10 protein-coding genes are annotated in these 17,445 nt (G+C 73.6%); 5 read left to right on the top strand and 5 right to left on the bottom strand.

Annotated elements, in window-relative coordinates; genetic code table 11:
- From MCM47_RS14385 to MCM47_RS14375, 3 genes are all read right to left on the bottom strand, one after another.
- The coding region (locus MCM47_RS14385) for a glycoside hydrolase family 38 C-terminal domain-containing protein (RefSeq protein WP_238861967.1) at positions 1 to 3,883 on the bottom strand (3,883 nt) is incomplete at its 3' end.
- A gap of 25 nt (positions 3,884 to 3,908) precedes the next feature.
- Positions 3,909 to 6,356, bottom strand: coding sequence for a discoidin domain-containing protein (locus MCM47_RS14380; RefSeq protein WP_238861966.1), 2,448 nt, complete (start codon positions 6,354 to 6,356; stop codon positions 3,909 to 3,911).
- Between the two features lie 373 nt (positions 6,357 to 6,729).
- On the bottom strand, positions 6,730 to 7,809 hold the full coding sequence (locus tag MCM47_RS14375) for a LacI family DNA-binding transcriptional regulator (RefSeq protein ID WP_238861965.1): 1,080 nt from the start codon (positions 7,807 to 7,809) through the stop codon (positions 6,730 to 6,732).
- Between the two features lie 305 nt (positions 7,810 to 8,114).
- Here MCM47_RS14375 and MCM47_RS14370 point away from each other — a divergent pair, with 305 nt between their 5' ends.
- From MCM47_RS14370 to MCM47_RS14350, 5 genes are all read left to right on the top strand, one after another.
- Positions 8,115 to 9,401 carry an ABC transporter substrate-binding protein gene (locus MCM47_RS14370; RefSeq protein WP_238861964.1) on the top strand — a complete coding sequence of 429 codons (1,287 nt, stop codon included), beginning with the start codon at positions 8,115 to 8,117 and terminating at the stop codon, positions 9,399 to 9,401.
- A 98-nt stretch (positions 9,402 to 9,499) separates the two neighbouring features.
- Positions 9,500 to 10,372: a carbohydrate ABC transporter permease gene (locus MCM47_RS14365; protein ID WP_238861963.1), complete on the top strand. Its 873-nt coding sequence runs from the start codon at positions 9,500 to 9,502 to the stop codon at positions 10,370 to 10,372.
- A 3-nt stretch (positions 10,373 to 10,375) separates the two neighbouring features.
- Entirely contained in the window at positions 10,376 to 11,284 is a 909-nt protein-coding gene (locus MCM47_RS14360; protein WP_238861962.1) for a carbohydrate ABC transporter permease, read from the top strand.
- A gap of 100 nt (positions 11,285 to 11,384) precedes the next feature.
- Positions 11,385 to 12,659, top strand: a complete 1,275-nt coding sequence (locus tag MCM47_RS14355) for a glycosyl hydrolase (protein ID WP_238861961.1) — start codon at positions 11,385 to 11,387, stop codon at positions 12,657 to 12,659.
- 57 nt (positions 12,660 to 12,716) lie between these two features.
- Complete coding sequence (locus MCM47_RS14350) at positions 12,717 to 15,770, top strand: glycoside hydrolase family 38 C-terminal domain-containing protein (RefSeq protein WP_238861960.1); 3,054 nt, start codon at positions 12,717 to 12,719, stop codon at positions 15,768 to 15,770.
- 469 nt (positions 15,771 to 16,239) lie between these two features.
- On the opposite strand, the gene MCM47_RS14345 is transcribed toward MCM47_RS14350, so the two are convergent.
- Positions 16,240 to 16,809, bottom strand: coding sequence for a thioesterase family protein (locus tag MCM47_RS14345; RefSeq protein WP_238861959.1), 570 nt, complete (start codon positions 16,807 to 16,809; stop codon positions 16,240 to 16,242).
- The gene (locus MCM47_RS14340; RefSeq protein WP_238861958.1) at positions 16,806 to 17,135 is read right to left on the bottom strand and encodes a hypothetical protein; all 330 of its coding nucleotides are present in this window, start codon (positions 17,133 to 17,135) and stop codon (positions 16,806 to 16,808) included. Before MCM47_RS14340 ends, MCM47_RS14345 begins: the two co-directional genes overlap by 4 nt.
- Between the last annotated feature and the right edge of the window lie 310 nt (positions 17,136 to 17,445).

The raw sequence follows: 17,445 nt of genomic DNA, 5'->3' as shown, positions 1-17,445 counted from the left end.
GGCCCACCGGGGAGGTGGTGCCCTGGGCGGCGGTCCAGTCCTCGGGCGCCGCGCCGGGCGCCGGCAGCAGCTCGGGCAGGTCGCCCACCGCGACGGTGGCGACGTCCTCGATCTCCTGCCCGTCGTGCCCGATCCGGACGGCGGCGAAGTACAGGCCGGGCTCCACCCCGGCGGGCGGGGTGAGCTCGACCGGGAACCGCAGGTGGCCGCCGGCCTCCAGCCGGTAGGGCCGGGCCTGCCGGCTCGCCGTCCAGCCCTCGGGCGCCAGCACGGTGGCGGTTCCCTCGGCGGCGGCGTCCCGCAGCTGGGAGGCGAGGACCACCGAGAGTTCGACGGGCTCGCCCGCCGTCCGGAGCAGTCCCGGCGAGACGCCGACCGACACCGGCAGGTAGCCGAGCGGCGCCGGGCCCCGGTTGTGCAGCCAGTACCGTGCGTGCACCGGCTGGGCGGCCTCGGCGACCGCGCCGAGGACCGGACCGCCCGGATCGGCGGTGACGCCGGGCCGGGCCAGCACGGTGACGATCTGCGAGCCCGCCAGGCTCAGGTCCTCCGGGCGGGTCGGCCGCTCCAGCAGGTCGGCCCGGTGCAGGTCGGCCAGGCCGAGCGCCCCGCCGAGGGAGACCGTGCGGCCCAGGCCGGTGGCCTCCACCAGCCGGAGCGTGAGCCGCTCCCCCACGGGCGCCGCCGAGCCGTGGGCGAGGGGGTTTCCGGCCGGCTTCAGGGCGCCGACCAGCACCTCGCGCGCCGGTTCGACGCGCAGCCAGGAGAGGGTGGGGGGCAACGGGCCGTCCTGGGCCGGGGTGAGCCGGGCGTACAGCGGGTGGTTGAACTCCTGGCCGCGGGCGGGCAGGGTCCCGGCCCGCCAGTCGCCCGCGCCGCCCACCAGCGCGTACTCGAACTCGTGCGTCCAGTGCTGGAGTTGGAAGGAGGAGCCGTCGGGCACGGTGCGCCGGGGCGGGTCGATCCAGACGCCGGACGGCCAGCCGGTGCACGAACGCAGCAGCGACAGGTGGAGCCCGCCGGTGGCGTCGACGGCGAACCCGGGCAGGCCGAAGGTGAGCAATGCCACCGTGTGGTCGGCCAGTTGCTCCGTGGTCGGGGCCGGGCAGACGGCGCTGATCCGGGCGTCCGCGAGGTCCGTGGCCAGCGCGTCCGGATCGGTGACGACCAGTGCCGGGAGTGCCCGCAGGTCACGCAGGTCCGCGCCGGCTCCACCACCCTCCCCGGCCGGGATCCAGACGGCGCCGTGCGCCTCGAGTGCGGCCGCGAACTCCTCGCCCGCGCGCCGGATCAGCTCGCGCGCCGCGTCGTTGACGTCCGGTCCGCCGAGGACGATCCGGAAGTCCGGCAGGTTGGAGTCGACGTCCAGCCACCCGTAACGGGCCCAGTCGGCGGCGGAGGTGGTCGCGGTCACGCCGACCCGGGCGAGCGCCACCACCAGCGCGCGGGCGTCGGCGGCGGCGTCCAGCGCGGGGACGACCACCTCGGCCACGCCCAGGGCCCGTTCGCCGACCACCGCGCCGGCCGGGTCGGTGAGCACCACCCGGGCGGTGGCGCCGAGGCCGAACCAGGTGTGGGCGGGGTTGTCCAGCGTCCACGGAGCCTCGGCGGAGTCGGCCTCGGGCCGGGCGAAGCCGCGGCCGACGACCGCCCCGGCCACCTCGCTGACCGGGCGTGCCCCGGGCAGGTCGACCGGGAAGCGCAGCCGCAGCAGGCGGTCGGCGCCCGCGTGGTCGACCACCCTGGTCCGGCAGTCGATCCGGTCGAGGCCGTGCCACAGCGTCACCGTCTGCTCGTAGCGGATGCCGTCCACCGTCCCGGCGACCACCAGCCGTTCCCCCAGCGGGCAGGTCTCCCGCCGGACGCTCGCCGGCTGCTCGGCCGAGCCCCGGACCGGCCCCCTGGGGGCCAGGTGCCACGGGCCCTCGCCGAAGTCGGGGTGCTGCGGGTACTCCTCGTGGACCCGCAGCTCGTTGCCGACCCGGCCGGCCTGGATCAACTCCCTTCCGCACAGTCGATCGTGGATCGAGGTCAGGCAACCTCCACGGGCCGGATCGGCGGTGACCCGGTACCGGGCGTTGGCGATGGTGCGGCCGTCGGCCGCCGACCAGCCGGTGTCCCGGCCCGCGCCGGTGGTGTTCCCGGCCCCGCCGGCGTCCTCGGCCGGGCCGCCCAGCAGCCGCCACGTCCGCCAGCCCAGCGCCGGCACGTCGGCGGCCAGGAACCGCAGCGTGCCCCGGTCGACCGAACTCGGCACGGTGGAGCCGGTGTCGTCCAGCACCCGCACCGACCGGAGCCCCGCCGGCAGCCGGACGGCGACCAGGTCGGTCCGGTCGAAGGACAGCGTGTTGGCGACGACCACCGCCTCCCCCACGCCCGTCGTGTCGATCCGCGCCGTGAGCGCCGCCAGCGACCGGTCCCGCACGTCGGTGGCCAGGTCGTACGCCTCCCGCCAGCCGCCGAGCAGGTCGAGGTAGACCTGGTCGGATTCCGAGCCGGTGATCGCGTCGTGGTGGGCGCCGCTCGCCAGGTGCCGCCAGACCTTGTCCAGCGCGGCCGAGGGGTACCGCCCGAGCCCGTGCACCATGGCCAGGGTCGCCAGCTTCTCGGCGTCGACGGCGGCCACCTCGACGGCCCGCTGCGCCTGCTTGGTGTCGATGTAGGAGACGTCCTTGCCGGTGTAGACCGGGTTCATGTCCCGGGACTGCGGGCTCGGCCGCCGGCCGCTCGCCGCCTGCTCGGCGCGGACGGCGTCCAGGAAGTCGCGCGGAGTGCCGCAGACGAACCGCGGCCAGAGGTACTTCGCGGCCCACGAGCGGTGGATCGCGGTGACCCAGCGGTTCGGCGGGGTGTAGTCCGTGCCCACCGGCAGCAGCAGGTTCTTCGTCGCGCCGACCGGCTTGAGCTTGCGGTACAGGTCGTAGACGGCCTGCTCGGCGGCGGCCAGGTCCGGCGAGGAGTCCATCCACCAGCCTGCCGAGTAGTGGTGGGGCATGTAATGGGTGAGCACACCCTCGCCGGAGGGCGGGATCCACTCGAACTCGCTCGGGAACTGCATCACCCGGGCGTCGTCCTTGGCCGCCCGGAAGTTCTTCTGGATCGGCCCCCACTGGTGGAACGGCCCGCGCGCCCAGGCGCTGCCGGTGAGCCCGGCGGCGGCCAGCAGGCCGGGGAACTGCGGGTCGTGGCCGAACACGTCGAGCTGCCAGGCGGTCCGCGGGTCGCCGCCGAGGACGTCGCGCTGGTAGCCGATGCCGAGGACGATGTTGCGGATGGTGCTCTCGGCCCCGGTGAGGTTGGTGCTGGGCTCGTTGTAGGTGCCGCCGACGAGCTCCACCTGCCCGCGCTCCAGCAGGTGCCGCAGCGTCTCGCGGCGCTCCGGGTGCTGGTCGAAGTAGGGCTTCAGGTAGTCGACTTCGGCGAGGACGAAGCGGTACACCGGGTCGCGCAACGCGAGGTCCAGGTGGGCGTCGACCAGGGCGAACCCGTTGTGCTCCCAGAGCGGCCGGGTGGTGGCGTCGCCGGAGAGCAGCTCCCACGGGGCGGTGTAGGCGGCCTGGGTGTTCCACCAGACCGGGTCGTAGTGGAAGTGCGGGACGAGGTACATCGTCCAGCCGGGCTCGGCGACCTCGACCTCGGCCTCGGCGCGGGCGTCGCCGGCCCGCACCTCGACCGGGAGCCGCTGCCCCGGCGCGGCGGCCGCGCCGATCTCCAGGGGGACTTCGACCGTCCCCGTGCCGACCGCCTCGCCGGACACCCCGGGACCGGTGACGGTGATCCGGGCGGACGGGCCGTCGAGGGTGACGCGCAGCAGTTGACGCGGCGCGTCCTCGGGGCCGGTGAAGAGGTCCGTGCTGTCGACGGCGGTGATGGTGACCGACACGGGGGTGGTCCTTCCTCCGACGGGGCTACGCGCCCCAGGCCTCGAACTCGTAGATGCGGGCGGCGGGGTCGGTGGTCTGGGTGGGCCTGGTGACGACCAGGCGCACGTAGCGGGCCGTGGTGTTCACCGGGTGGGTGGTGGTGCCGGCGGTGTTGCCGGTCACGGTCGCGACGGTGGTCCACGGGTCGGTGCTCGCCGAGCGGACCTGCACGGTGAAGTCGCGGGTGTTGTAGGAGGAGCTCTCCCCGCCCGCCGAGGCGTGCTTGACCACGAACCCGGACAGCGCACGGGCCGAACCCAGGTCGACCTCCAGCCACTTGCCCGACGTCAGGGTGCACCACTTGTCGCCGTTGCCACCGCTGACGCTGCCGTTGACCGCCTTGGCGGCCGTCTCGTCGGCGTTGCACCGGCCGGACGCGGTGGCCGGTCGGCCGAGCGCCAGGTTGGTGGCGGTGGGCGGGGTGCCGGTCCAGGAGACCGTGGTGGCGGCCGCTGGGGAGCGGCCGTACTCGGTGGAGACCGCCTCGACCTCGACCGTCGTGCTGCTCTCGCCGCCCGCCCGCTCCAGCCTGCTCACGAAGTACGCGTCGGAGGGCGTGGCCCCCAGGTACGTCCGGGAGCCGTCCGCGTTGCGGCGGTACAGCTCGTAGTGGTGGACGGGGGCGCCGCCCACCGGGGCCGTCCAGGAGAGCCGCAGCGACCGGGTGCTGCCCGCCACCACGTCGCTCGCGCCGAGCACGGTGAGTCCGCTCGGGGCGGCGGGGGCGTCCACGGCGCCGTCGTAGAGGGCGAGTTGGCCGATGCGCAGGTCATAGGCGGGGTTCGATCCCTCGGCCTGCAGCCCGATCTGGGCGATGGTCCGGCCCGCGTAGGCGGAGAGGTCGAGGGTGTGGCGCTCCCACCCCGTACCGGAGTTGGCGCCCAGGTCGAGGGTGGTGAAGGCGGTCGGCGCGTCGGTGAAGGAGATCGCGGCCTTGAGCGAGGTCGGCCCGGCGGCCGGGGCCTTGAGCACCACCGAGAGCCGGGAGTCGGCGGCCACCGGCAGCCTGGTCTGGTAGAGCCGGATCGTGTTGGTGGCGTCCAGTCTGCCGGTGAGACGAAGCGAGGAGCCGCCCTCGTAGGCGTCGGTGAAGTCGACGGACGGGGTGAGCCTGCTGCCGGTGGAGCTGACCAGCCAGCGGTAGGTGGGCGGGACGTCCTGGAGCGAGAGGTTGTTCCAGCCCCCGGTGGCGACCCGGGTGCCGGCCGCGTTGTGGAAGTCGCCCTGCCCGGTGGAGAAGTTGGTGACGAAGGGCTTGGCGGTGATCGGCGAGGACTCGGCGACGTAGGTCGACAGGCCCTTCCAGGCGGAGGAGGTCGTGGTGTCGGAGGGGTCGTTGTTGGCACCGACCCAGTAGCGGGCGTCCTTGGCGTAGAAGTCGGCGCGGTCGGTGGCGGACTTCCACGTCCACTCGGGGCGGTAGAGGCCGAGCGAGGTGGTGTGCGGCCTGCCGGCGGGGAAGAGCGCGTTCCAGTCCACGCCGGTGTTGTAGCCGTTGGCCTCGGTGTCGATCCCGGAGTAGAGCTCGTACTCGCTGCGGCCGAGGCCGCGGGCCAGGCTGCGGGAGGAGTCCAGGCCGCCGGCGCTCCAGTTGAAGTTCAGGAACATCGAATCGGCGGTGCGCTTGGTGCCGTCCTGCAGGAAGGAGTCGTTGGCGGAGGTCAGCTCGTTCTGCCAACTCACCGATCCCGACTCGGTCATGGCGTCGTACCACATGAACTCGGTGCCGCTCTGGGCCTTGGTGTACTGCATCAGGCTGCGCAGCTCGGCGGCGAGGGCCGAATCGCCGCCGCCGGTCTCCTGGTTGATGAACCAGCCGTCGAAGCCGTAGTACTGGGCCGCCTGGACGAGCTTGTCGGCGACGGGGTAACGCCCGCCGGACTTCTGGACGAAGTCGCGGACCCACTGGAGCCGGCCGCCGTAGGCGGCGGGCGGGAAGAAGACGGTGCCGTAGACCTTGACGCCGTTGCGGTGGGCGGCGTCGATGACGGTCGGGTTGGGGGCGAGGATCAGGCCCTCGCCGGCCGAGCCGCCCCAGAAGACCAGCTTGTCGACGTACTGCCAGTAGCCGAAGGCGTAGTAGTTCGGATCGGCGGAACCCTGGGAGGGGTTGTCGGAGGTCGGCCCGAAGGAGACCAGGGAGGCCACCTTCCCCTCGCCAGCGCGGGCGTTCGGGTTGGCCCGGAGGGCCGGGTCGCTGGTGCGGGGCTGGAGCCGGACGCGGGAGCGGTTGAAGCGCGCGTCGGGGTCGGTGGCCGGATCCCAGCCCAGGATGGTGTTCGGGTACCAGTACGAGGCGTAGGGCTGGATTCCGGGGACGGTGACGGTCAGCGGGGCGGGGGCCGCCGGGGGTTGCGCGTGGGCGGCCGGAGCGGCACCCAGGACGGCGGCCCCGAGGGCGGCGCTCAGTAACAGCGGGAGGCGTCGTGACATGCGGTGGCTCCGATCGGGCGGAGGAGGGTGGGGGCGGGCCGGCCGCGGGGTGCGGCCCGGTTGCATGCGGCGTGGCGCTGTACGGGTGCAGGGGCGTCGGCGGGGAGGGCGCGGGGCGCCGGCGGGACGGGCGCGGGGGCGCCGGCGGGACGGGCGCGGGACGGGCGCGGGGCAGGCTGCGGGTGCCGGAAACGGCGCTCCGCACCCCGGTGCTCCGGAACACGGGCTCCGGAGCATGGTGCCGTTGCGTGGTGCCGTTGCGTGGTGCCGTTGCGTGTGCCGGTGCGTGGTGCTGGGTAGTGGTGCCGGTGCCGTGCCGGCGCAGGGATCCGGCGAGCCGCGGGCACGGCGGGGCCCGCTCGGCGCTGCGAGGCTAAACCGGTTCAGACCGGCTGTCAATGGTGCGCGTAACGCCCGCCCGGACGGGTGAGCCGACGGCCGGCGGGGAGGTGGACTCGCGCACGGTCAGCCTCGGCGTCGGCATCTGCAGGTCACGCCCGCGTCCGGTCTCGTCGACCACCGCCAGCAGGCTGCGGGCCACCTGCTCGCCCAGCGCGAAGGTGTCCCGGCTGAGCGCGGTCAAGGGGGGGTGGACGATCCGGGCGAGCACCGAGTCGTCGAACGAGACGATGGAGAGCTCGCCCGGCACCGCGACGCCCATCTCCCCGGCCACCCCCAGCCCGGCCACGGCCATCACGTCGCTGTCGTAGACGATCGCGGTGGGCCGGCAGGGGCGGGAGAGCAGCGTCCGGGTGGCGGCGGCGCCCTCGGCGTCGCTGAAGTCGGTCGGCACCGAGACCGCCTCCTCCAGGCCGAGCCGGCGGGAGGCGTCGCGCAGCGCGCGGATCCGCCGCTGGGTGTGCTGGAAGTGCGGCAGGCCGGCCAGGTGGGCGATCCGGCGGTGGCCGATCGCGGCCAGGTAGTCGACGATCGAGAGCATCGCCTCCCGGTCGTCGGCCCAGATCCGCAGCGGGCCGCCGGCTCCCCGGCCGGGGCCGCCGAGGACGACGGCGGGCAGGGCGAGCTCCTCCAGCACCTCCAGCCGCGGGTCGCGGACCTGCAGGTCGACCACGATGAAGCCGTCCACCCGGTGCTCGGAGGCCCAGTTCCGGTAGACCTCGATCTCGGCGGCGGTGTCCTCGACGACCATCAGGTGCAGCGCCACGGAGTGCGCGGAGAGCACCGCCTGCAGGCCGGAGAGCAACTGGCCGAAGAACGGCTCGACGCCGATGGTGCGGGCGGGGCGGGCGATCACCAGGCCGACCGCGTCGGCCCGGGCGCCCCCCAGGGCGCGGGCGGCGCTGTGCGGCCGCCAGTTCATCTCGTCGGCGACCCGCAGGATCCGGGCCCTGGTCGCCTCGCTCACCCCGGGGCGTCCGTTGAGCGCGAAGGACACCGCGCCCTTGGAGACCCCGGCCCGGCGCGCGATGTCGGCGATGGTCGGTCTGCCCACAGAACCCGACTCCTCTCTTGACAGCCAAGTTTAGGCCGGAGCATAGTCCCTGCCATAGCTAGACCGGTTTAGTACAGCAGGTTGCGAAAGCCCGGGGGAACCCACCGTCCCCCAGCGCGGCCCCATGTCCCGACGCACGGCGGACCCCACGGCTCGACCCGGCCCCACCCCACGGCGACCGACCGCGAAACCGACTGCGAAACCGACACCGACGGCAGTTCCCACCACGGCATCCCAGCGGCACCCACCAGTGCCGGAACGCGCGCCATCCATCCCCCACCCACCCACCTGGACGGGAGACCCTCATGCGAAGAATCTGGGCGGCACTGACGACGGCGGCCATCACCGCCACCGCACTCACCGGCTGCGGACTGAGCTCCGACACCGAGAGCGACGACACCGTGGCGAGCGCGGCCGCCACCGGAGAGGTGAAGGGCAAGGTCTCGCTCCAGACCTGGGCGCTGAAGCCGAAGTTCACCGACTACGTCCAGGGCGTGATCGACGGCTTCGAGCGGAAGTACCCGGGCGTCGAGGTCGAGTGGCTGGACCAACCCGGCGAGGGCTACTCGGACAAGGTGCTCAGCCAGGCCGCCGCCGGCACCCTCCCGGACGTGGTCAACCTCCCGCCGGACTTCGCCCTCCCGCTGGCCAGGAAGAACCTCCTGCTGGACGTCGGCAAGGCCGACCCGAAGCTCGCCGACGAGTACGTGCCCGGCGGCGTCGACGCCTACCGCTTCACCGGCCAGGACGGCACCTTCGGCTACCCCTGGTACCTGAACACCGACGTCAACTACTGGAACGCGGACCTGCTGACCAGGAACGGCCTGGACCCGAAGAGGCTCCCCACCACCCTGGACGAACTGATCGCCCAGGCCAGGGTGTTCAAGGAGAAGGCCGGCGGCGACACCTACCTGATGAGCCGCAAGCCCGGCCTCGGGGACCTCGTCGACGCCGGGGTCAAGGTGATGGCCGACGACGGCAAGTCCTTCACGTTCAACACCCCCGAGGCCGCCGCGCTGCTGGACAAGTACCGGGCCGCGTTCAAGGAGGGCCTGCTGCCGAAGGACGTCCTGACCGACACCTACGCCGGCAACTCCAAGCTCTTCAACGCCGGTACGGCGGCCTGGACCACCGGCGGTGCCAACTTCATCACCGGCGTCGGCACCGACAACCCGACCCTCGCACCCAAGATCGTCGCCTCCCCCGCGATGGGCACCCCGCCGCTCTACGTGCAGGGCCTGTCCGTCCCGAAGAGCAGCAGGAACCCGGCCGCCGCGGTGGCCCTGGCCCGCTGGGTCACGAGCCCGGAGAACCAGGCCGCGTTCGCCCACCTGACCAGCATCTTCCCGTCCACCAAGGCGTCCGCGAACGATCCCTTCTTCAGCAAGGGCGACGGCAGCAACGCCGGCGACGCCAAGGTGGTCGCGTTCACCTCGCTGGCCAGGGCGAAGATCCTCCAGCCGGTCCAGGTCGACGACGCGATGAGCACCGTCATCAAGCAGCAGATCGCCCTGGCGATCAGCGGCGACACCAGCTCGAAGCAGGCCCTGGACACCGCCGTCGAGCGGTGCAACCAGCTGCTCAAGGGCTGACGGCACCGGCCCCGTACCCGGTGGCGCGGCGGCACGCCCGTGGCCCCCGGGCCGCCGCCCGCCCGGAACGACCCGCACCACCCCCAGGAAGGCACGGCATGACCCACCGGCGATGGTTCACCCCCTGGCTGCTGGCCGGGCCCGCGCTCCTCTGGCTGGCCGTCTTCAACCTCTGGCCGGCCGTCAACACGGTGATCCTCTCCTTCACCAGCGCCAGGCCCCTGGGCGGCGGGCGGTTCACCGGCCTGGCCAACTACCGGCGCATCCTCGACGACGACCAACTGGCCGACGCCCTCCTCAACTCCGTCGTCTACCTGCTGGTCTGCCTGCCCCTGCTGACCCTGCTGCCGCTGCTGCTGGCCCTGCTGGTCCAGCGCAAGCTCCCCGGGATCACCTTCTTCCGCACCGCCTTCTACACCCCCGTCGTCGCCTCCGCCGTCGTGGTCGCGCTGATCTGGGGCTGGGCACTGGACGACCGCGGCCTGGTCAACGGGGTGCTCCGGCAGAGCGGCCTCACCGACTCCCCGGTCTCGTTCCTCACCGACCGCTGGCTGCTGCTGCTCAGCGCCGTCGCCCTGACCACGTGGAAGGGGCTCGGCTACTACATGGTGATCTACCTCTCGGCGCTGGCCAACGTCGGCCGCGACCTGCACGAGGCCGCCGCAGTGGACGGTGCGGGCGCTGTCCGCCGGTTCTGGCACGTCACCCTGCCCGGGGTACGGCCCACCATGGTGCTGGTCTCGGTGCTGATCTCGGTCTCCTCGCTGCGCGTCTTCTCCGAGCTGTACGTGCTCTCCAACGGCACCGGCGGCCCCGGCGGCCGGGACACGTCGGTGGTGATGCTGATCCAGATGTACAGCCGCGGCTTCACCGGCCACCTCGGCTACGCCTCCGCGCTGAGCCTGCTGCTGTTCCTCCTCACCCTCGGTCCGATGCTGCTGCTGACACGCCTGAACCGGAAGGCGGCCTGACCCGTGACCCCGACCGCCGCCCCGCCGCGGACCACCGCGCCCGACCGGGCCCCCGCGCCGCCCCGCCGCCGGTCCCGGACCTTCGCCTCCGCCGGCCCCGCCCGGACCGCGCTGCGCTACCTGCTCCTGCTCGCCGTCCTGCTCCTGGTGATCGGGCCCTTCCTCTGGCAGCTCTCCACCTCGCTGAAGAGCGCGGACGAGGACGTCTACACCGCGACCCCGCACTTCCTCCCGCAGAGCCCGACCCTCGCCAACTACGCGAAGGTCGCCGACACGATCCCGGTCTGGACCTACGCCGCCAACTCGCTGGTCGTGGCCGCGATCGCCGTCCTCGGCAACGTGGTCGGCTGCACCCTGGCCGGCTACGCCCTCGCCGAACTGCGTTTCCGCGGAGCCCGGTTGGTCTTCGGCCTCTTCCTGGCCACCCTGATCCTGCCCGGCGAGGCCACCATCGTCTCCCAGTACGTGACGGTGCGCAGCCTCGGCCTGGCCGACTCGCTGGTCGGCGTCGCACTGCCCGGCGCGCTCGCGATGCTCAACGTGCTGCTGATGCGGACCGCCTTCGCGGCCGTCCCGCCGGAGCTCGACCAGGCCGCCCTGGTGGACGGCGCGAACGTCTGGCAGCGGCTCTGGCACGTCGGCCTGCCGAACGTGCGCGGCATGCTCAGCGTGATCGTCATCTTCACCTTCATCGGCGCCTGGGACGACTTCCTCTGGCCGCTGATCGTGCTCAACGACCCGCAGAAGTACACCCTCACCGTCGGTCTCCAGTACCTCAACGGCACCTTCTCCGCCAATCCGCGACTGATCGCCGCCGGCACCATGATCGCCTTCCTGCCGATCGTACTGGTGTTCGCCGTCTGCCAGCGCTTCTTCTTCAAGGGCGTGGAGGAGGGGGCCGTCAAGGGGTGACGACCGCCGGACCCCGCCCCCGGACCCCTCGCCCCGCCGGTCCCGCCCGCCCCGCCGCCGCGACCGCGACGGCCGCTCCGACCGAGGAGGCCACCGCCGCATGACCGTCGCCCCCGCCCGCCCGCCGGCCGCCGGCCCGCGCTTCGGCGTCAACTACACCCCCACCGCCGGGTGGTTCCACCACTGGCTCGACTTCGACCTCGACACCGTCCGCGCCGACCTCGACTCGATCGCCGGCCTCGGTGTGGACCACGTCCGGGTCTTCCCGCTCTGGCCGGTGTTCCAGCCCAACCGCACGCTGATCCGCCGGCGCGCCGTCGAACAGCTCGCGGCCCTGGTGGACGCCGCCGGCGAGCGCGGGCTGGACGTCGCCGTCGACGGACTCCAGGGCCACCTGTCCAGCTTCGACTTCCAGCCCTCGTGGACGCGGACCTGGCACCGGCGGAACATGTTCACCGACCCCGACGTCGTGGCCGGCCAGGCCGCCTACCTGCACACCCTCGCGGCGGCGCTGGACGGCCGCGGCAACTTCCTCGGCATGACGGTCGGCAACGAGGTCAACCAGTTCTCCGGCGAGCCGCACCCCGATCCGGACCGGGCCACGCCCGAGCAGGTCGACGCCTGGCTGCGCCGGATGCTCGACGCCTGCGAGCGGGGCGCACCCGGCCGGCTCCACCTGCACGCCTCCTACGACGCCGCCTGGTACCTGGACGAGCACCCGTTCACGCCCTGGCACTCGGCCCGGATCGGCGCCGCGACCGCGGTGCACTCCTGGGTGTTCAACGGCACCGCGCAGCGCTACGGCGCCCGTTCCACCGCCACCGCACAGCACGCCGCCTACCTGGTCGAGCTCGCCAAGGCCTGGGCGGACGACCCCCACCGCCCGGTCTGGCTCCAGGAGGTCGGCGCTCCGGCCCCGCACGTCCCCGCCGAGGACGCCGCCCGGTTCACCGGCGACACGCTCGCGGCCGTCCTGGACTGCCCGGACGTCTGGGGCGTCACCTGGTGGTGCTCGCACGACGTGGACCGCTCACTGGCCGACTTCCCCGAGCTGGAGTACGGCCTCGGCCTGCTCACCACCGACCGCCGGGTCAAGCCGACCGGCGCCCGGCTCGCCGAGGCGGTCCGCGCCGCGCGTGCCGCGCCGCGCCCGCCGCAGCCGCGCGCGACCGCCGTGGTGGTCGCCACCGGAGACGCGGTCACCGCGCCCAAGCGGTCGGTCTGCGGCCCCGGCGGGCCGGTCTTCGAGGCGTTCATGCGCCTCGCCGCGGACGGCGCCCGGCCCACCGCCGTCCTGGCCGAACGCGCCGGCGACGCCGCCCACCTGGCCGCCCGCGGCATCACCGAGACCGTCCACCCCGACGACGTACGCTGACGACGTCCGACCCTCCCTGTGATCCACCCCTTCGGTAACGCAACGGAGCCCGCTGACATGCACGATGACCGCAGCCTGGTCGAATCCCGCCTCAAGCGCGTCCTGGACGAGCGCATCCGTCCGGCCGTCCACCCCGAGTCCGTCCCGCTGGAGGTCTCGATCTGGACGGCGCCCGGTGAGCCCGTGCCGGTCGCCGAGGGCCTGGCCGCGCCGCGCACCCCGATCGCCGTCGGCGACCTCTGGGGCGCGCCGTGGGGCACCAGTTGGCTTACCGTCACCGGCACCGTGCCCGACGCGTGGGCCGGGCGGACCGTGGAGGCGCTGATCGACCTCGGCTTCGACGCCAACATGCCCGGCTTCCAGTGCGAGGGCCTGGTCTACCGGCCCGACGGCACCCCGGTGAAGGGCCTCAATCCGCGGAACCAGTGGGTCCGGATCGCCGCCCCGGCGGCCGGCGGGGAGCAGGTGCTGCTGCACGTCGAGGCCGCCTCCAACCCGGTCATCCTGGACTACCACCCCTTCCTGCCGACCGAGTTGGGCGACCGGGAGACCGCCGGGAGCGAGCCCCAGTACCGGCTGGAGCGGATGGACCTCGCGGTCTTCGACGAGACGGTGTGGCAGCTCGTCATGGACCTGGAGGTGCTCGGCGAGCTGATGGCCGAGCTGCCGGCCGACGGCGCCCGCCGCTGGGAGGTGCTGCGCGCCGTCGAGCGGGCGCTGGACGCGATCGACCTCCAGGACGTCAACGGCACTGCCGCGGAAGCCCGTGCGCAGCTAACCGGGGTACTGGCCGCGCCGGCCGCGCCTTCGGCGCACCGGATCAGCGCGGTCGGCCACGCCCACATCGACTCGGCATGGCTCTGGCCGCTGCGCGAGACCGTCCGCAAGGTGGCCCGGACCACCGCCAACATGACCGCGCTGCTGGAGGACGAGCCCGAGTTCGTCTACACCATGTCCCAGGCGCAGCAGTACGCCTGGATCAAGGAGCACCGTCCCGAGGTGTACGCGCGGGTCAAGAAGGCCGTCGCCGACGGCCGGTTCGTGCCGGCCGGCGGCATGTGGGTGGAGTCCGACACCAACATGCCCTCCGCGGAGGCGATGGCCCGCCAGTTCGTCCACGGCAAGAGGTTCTTCCTGGAGGAGTTCGGGGTCGAGAACCAGGACGTGTGGCTGCCCGACACCTTCGGCTTCACCGGCGGGCTGCCGCAGATCATCCGTCACGCGGGCTCCAGGTGGCTGCTGACCCAGAAGATCTCGTGGAGCCAGGTCAACAGGTTCCCGCACCACACCTTCCTCTGGGAGGGCATCGACGGGACGCGGATCTTCACCCACTTCCCGCCCGTCGACACCTACAACTGCTCCATGAAGGGCAGCGAGATCGCCCACGCCGCCCGGAACTTCAAGGACAAGGGCGCGGCCCGGCACTCGATCGCCCCGACCGGCTGGGGCGACGGCGGCGGAGGCACCACCCGCGAGATGGTCGCCAAGGCGGCCCGGCTGCGGGACCTGGAGGGCTCCGCCACGGTGCGCTGGGAGCGCCCGGCCGCCTTCTTCGAGAAGGCCGAGGCCGAGTACGCGCACCCGCCGGTCTGGGTCGGCGAGCTCTACCTGGAGCTGCACCGGGCCACCCTGACCAGTCAGGCCAGGACCAAGCAGGGCAACCGGCGCAGCGAGAACCTGCTGCGGGAGGCCGAACTGTGGTCCGCCACCGCCGCGCTGCGCTGCGGACTGCCCTACCCGCACCAGGAGTTGGACCGGATCTGGAAGACGGTCCTGCTGCACCAGTTCCACGACATCCTGCCCGGCTCGTCCATCGCCTGGGTGCACCGCGAGGCGGAGGCCACCTACGCGGGACTGGCCGCGGAGCTGGAGGCCCTGATCGCCCGGGCCCAGCGGGCGCTGGCCGGGGACGCGGCCGGCGGGCGCGAGCTGGTCTTCAACGCGGCGCCGCACGCCCGTTCCTCGGTGCCCGCCGGCGGGGCCGCGGCGCCGACCGCCACCGTTCCCGGCTCCGGCTGCACGGTGGCGGCCCGCTGCGAGGGCGGGTTCGTGCTCGCCAACGGCCTGCTCTCGGTCACCGTGGACGCCGACGGCCTGGTGACCTCGGTGCTGGACACCGCGAACGGCCGGGAGGCCGTCGCCCCCGGAACCCGCGCCAACCTGCTCCAGTTGCACCCGGACTTCCCCAACATGTGGGACGCCTGGGACGTGGACCAGTTCTACCGCAACACCGTCACCGACCTGACCGGGGCCGACGAGGTCGCGGTGGTCCACGCGTCGGACGAGGCCGTCTCGGTACGGGTGGCCCGCTCCTTCGGCTCGTCCACCGCGGTCCAGACGCTGACCCTGCGAGCGGGCGAGCGGCGGCTGGACATCGACACCGAGGTGGACTGGCACGAGACCGAGAAGTTCCTCAAGGCGGCCTTCCCGCTCGACCTGCACACCGAGCGCTACGCCGCCGAGACCCAGTTCGGCCACCTCCACCGGCCGACCCACACCAACACCAGCTGGGAGGCGGCCAAGTTCGAGGCCTGCAACCACCGCTTCGTCCACCTGGAGGAGCCCGACTGGGGCGTGGCGCTGGTCACCGCCTCCACCTACGGCCACGACGTCACCCGCACGGTGCGCGACACCGACGGCGGCACCACCACCACGGTCCGGTTCTCGCTGCTGCGTGCACCCCGCTTTCCCGACCCGCGCACCGACCAGGGCCTGCACCGGTTCCGGCACGCCCTGGTGCCCGGCGCCGGGATCGCCGACGCGGTCCGCGAGGGCTACCGGATCAGCCTGCCGGAGCGGCGGGTGACCGGCTCGGCGGGGGCGGTCCCGCCGCTGGTGGAGCCGGACCTCGACGCCCTGGTGGTCAGCGCCGTCAAGCTGGCCGACGACGGCAGCGGCGACCTCGTCGTCCGCCTCTACGAGGCCCACGGCGGCCGCGCCCGGGGCCGGCTCGCCACCTCCTTCCCGCTCGCCGCGGCGGTGCCCTGCGACCTGCTGGAACGCCCCTGGGAGGGCACCCGCGGCGAGGTGGTGGCGGACGGTGACGGCGTGTCGCTGGCGCTGCGGCCGTTCGAGCTGGTCACGCTGCGCCTGACGCCGGCGGCCGGCTGAGGCCGTGAGGCCGTGAGGCCGGGTGCCCCGGTCGTGGTGCTGCCGTCACGGGGCGGGCGCCGTGTTGGCGATCGGCGTCCGGTGGTCCGGCGGGAGGCCGCGCACGCCTTCCCGGCTCCCGCTCCGGCTCCCGCGCCGGTCCCCAGGGCGGTGGGCGACGAGCAGCCCTGACCGGTGCCCGGCTGCGCCTGCGGGGGCGCAGCCGGGACCGGGGGCGGATGTCCGCCCCCACCCCCGTGGCCACGGCGGGCCGGGCCGGCTTCGGGTCCGCACCTGAGCGCCGTTGCTCGGGTGCGGACCTTCAGGGGGCCGTTCGGCCTGACCTCGCCCGCGGCCCGGCCTCGCCTACGGCCGGCCTCACCGGCCGCACGGGCTCACGGCGTCCGCGCGCCCCGCGGGGCACCGCCCGGGCCGCGGCGCGGGGCTCCGTCGCCCCGGCGCGGTCGGCCGGACCGGCCCACCGGCGCGGTCAGCGGGTCGAGGCGCGGCAGCGGCGGCGCCGACGCTGCGCCGCGACCGCCGGAACGACCGGGCCGCCGGCGCGCGCGGCCTTCACCGACAGCCACTGCGGCGGGCCGGCGGGCGGCTCGGCCGTGGGCGGCGAGTCGGCCTGGCGCTCGCCCGGCAGGAATGCCGAGAGAAACCGCCGCTCGCTCGGGCTGAGTTTGCGGGAACGGCCGGATTCGCGGTCCCGGGCGACCACGACGGTGCGCGCCCGCATATATGTGCGGGGATCGCGGCAGACATTCACCACGACATGTGCGGAACTCCGCCCGAGCCGCTCCACGGTCAGCCGCACCAGCAATGGGTCGGGGTGGTGGTGCAACTGCTCAAGGTAATCGATCTCGTGCCGTGCGATCAGGAATCCGGACGGGAATAGGGATTCCTGCACGGCGGTCCGGTGGTGGCAGAAGAGGTCGTAGATGCCCTCCTGGACGTAGGAGACCAGCCGGGCGTTGTTGATGTGCCCGTTCTCGTCGACGTCGCTCCACCGGGTCGGGCAGGACAGGACGTGTGCGTGGGGGTGCGCCGGGCTCATCGCTTCTTCAGCCCGGCGTCGCCCTGGCCGCCGGCGCCGGCGGGCAGCAGCGCCCGCTGCAACCGGGCGTAGTAGACGGCGTGTTCGGACGCCATCCGGGCGGCCGTCCAGCCCTCCTCGGCGGCCTCGGCGGCGGCCTGCACCACCAGGCTGTCGAGCACCCCGTCGACCGCCCGGCACAGCTCGGCCACGGCGGCCAGGCGCTCGGGCACGGCGACGTCGGCCCCGTCGGCCCCGCCGCGGGCCGGGAACGACGCGAGCGAGTCCACCGCGAGCCGCAGCTCGTCGACGGCACTCGACCGGATTTCCGAAAGGCAATTGCGCACGGTTATCTCCCGAATCAGATACGGCGTGGTCATATGCGTTCGAATCCACCGGGGCGGTTCGGCCACGGTTCGCGCACCCCCCGGCGGAAAAGACGCTATCCCAGCCGGGGCAGCACGCGACAGGTTTGCGATGGCCTACGGAAAACTGCCCACCATTGGAGTAGTTTGGCGGGGCATAAAATCTGCCGCATCAGCCGAATGCGCACCGCGCGCCTCCCCGGCCGGTCACTCCGCGTGACGACGGGTCAGCTGTTCGACGCCCGTGGCGGGGGCACGACGGGGGCGGCCGCGGACACGCCGGCATGCGGAC

It is taken from the genome of Kitasatospora sp. A2-31, assembly GCF_022288725.1.
Lineage (GTDB): Bacteria > Actinomycetota > Actinomycetes > Streptomycetales > Streptomycetaceae > Kitasatospora.
The sequence above is the reverse complement of the archived record's forward strand: the minus strand, read 5'-3'. Positions and strand labels throughout refer to the sequence as shown.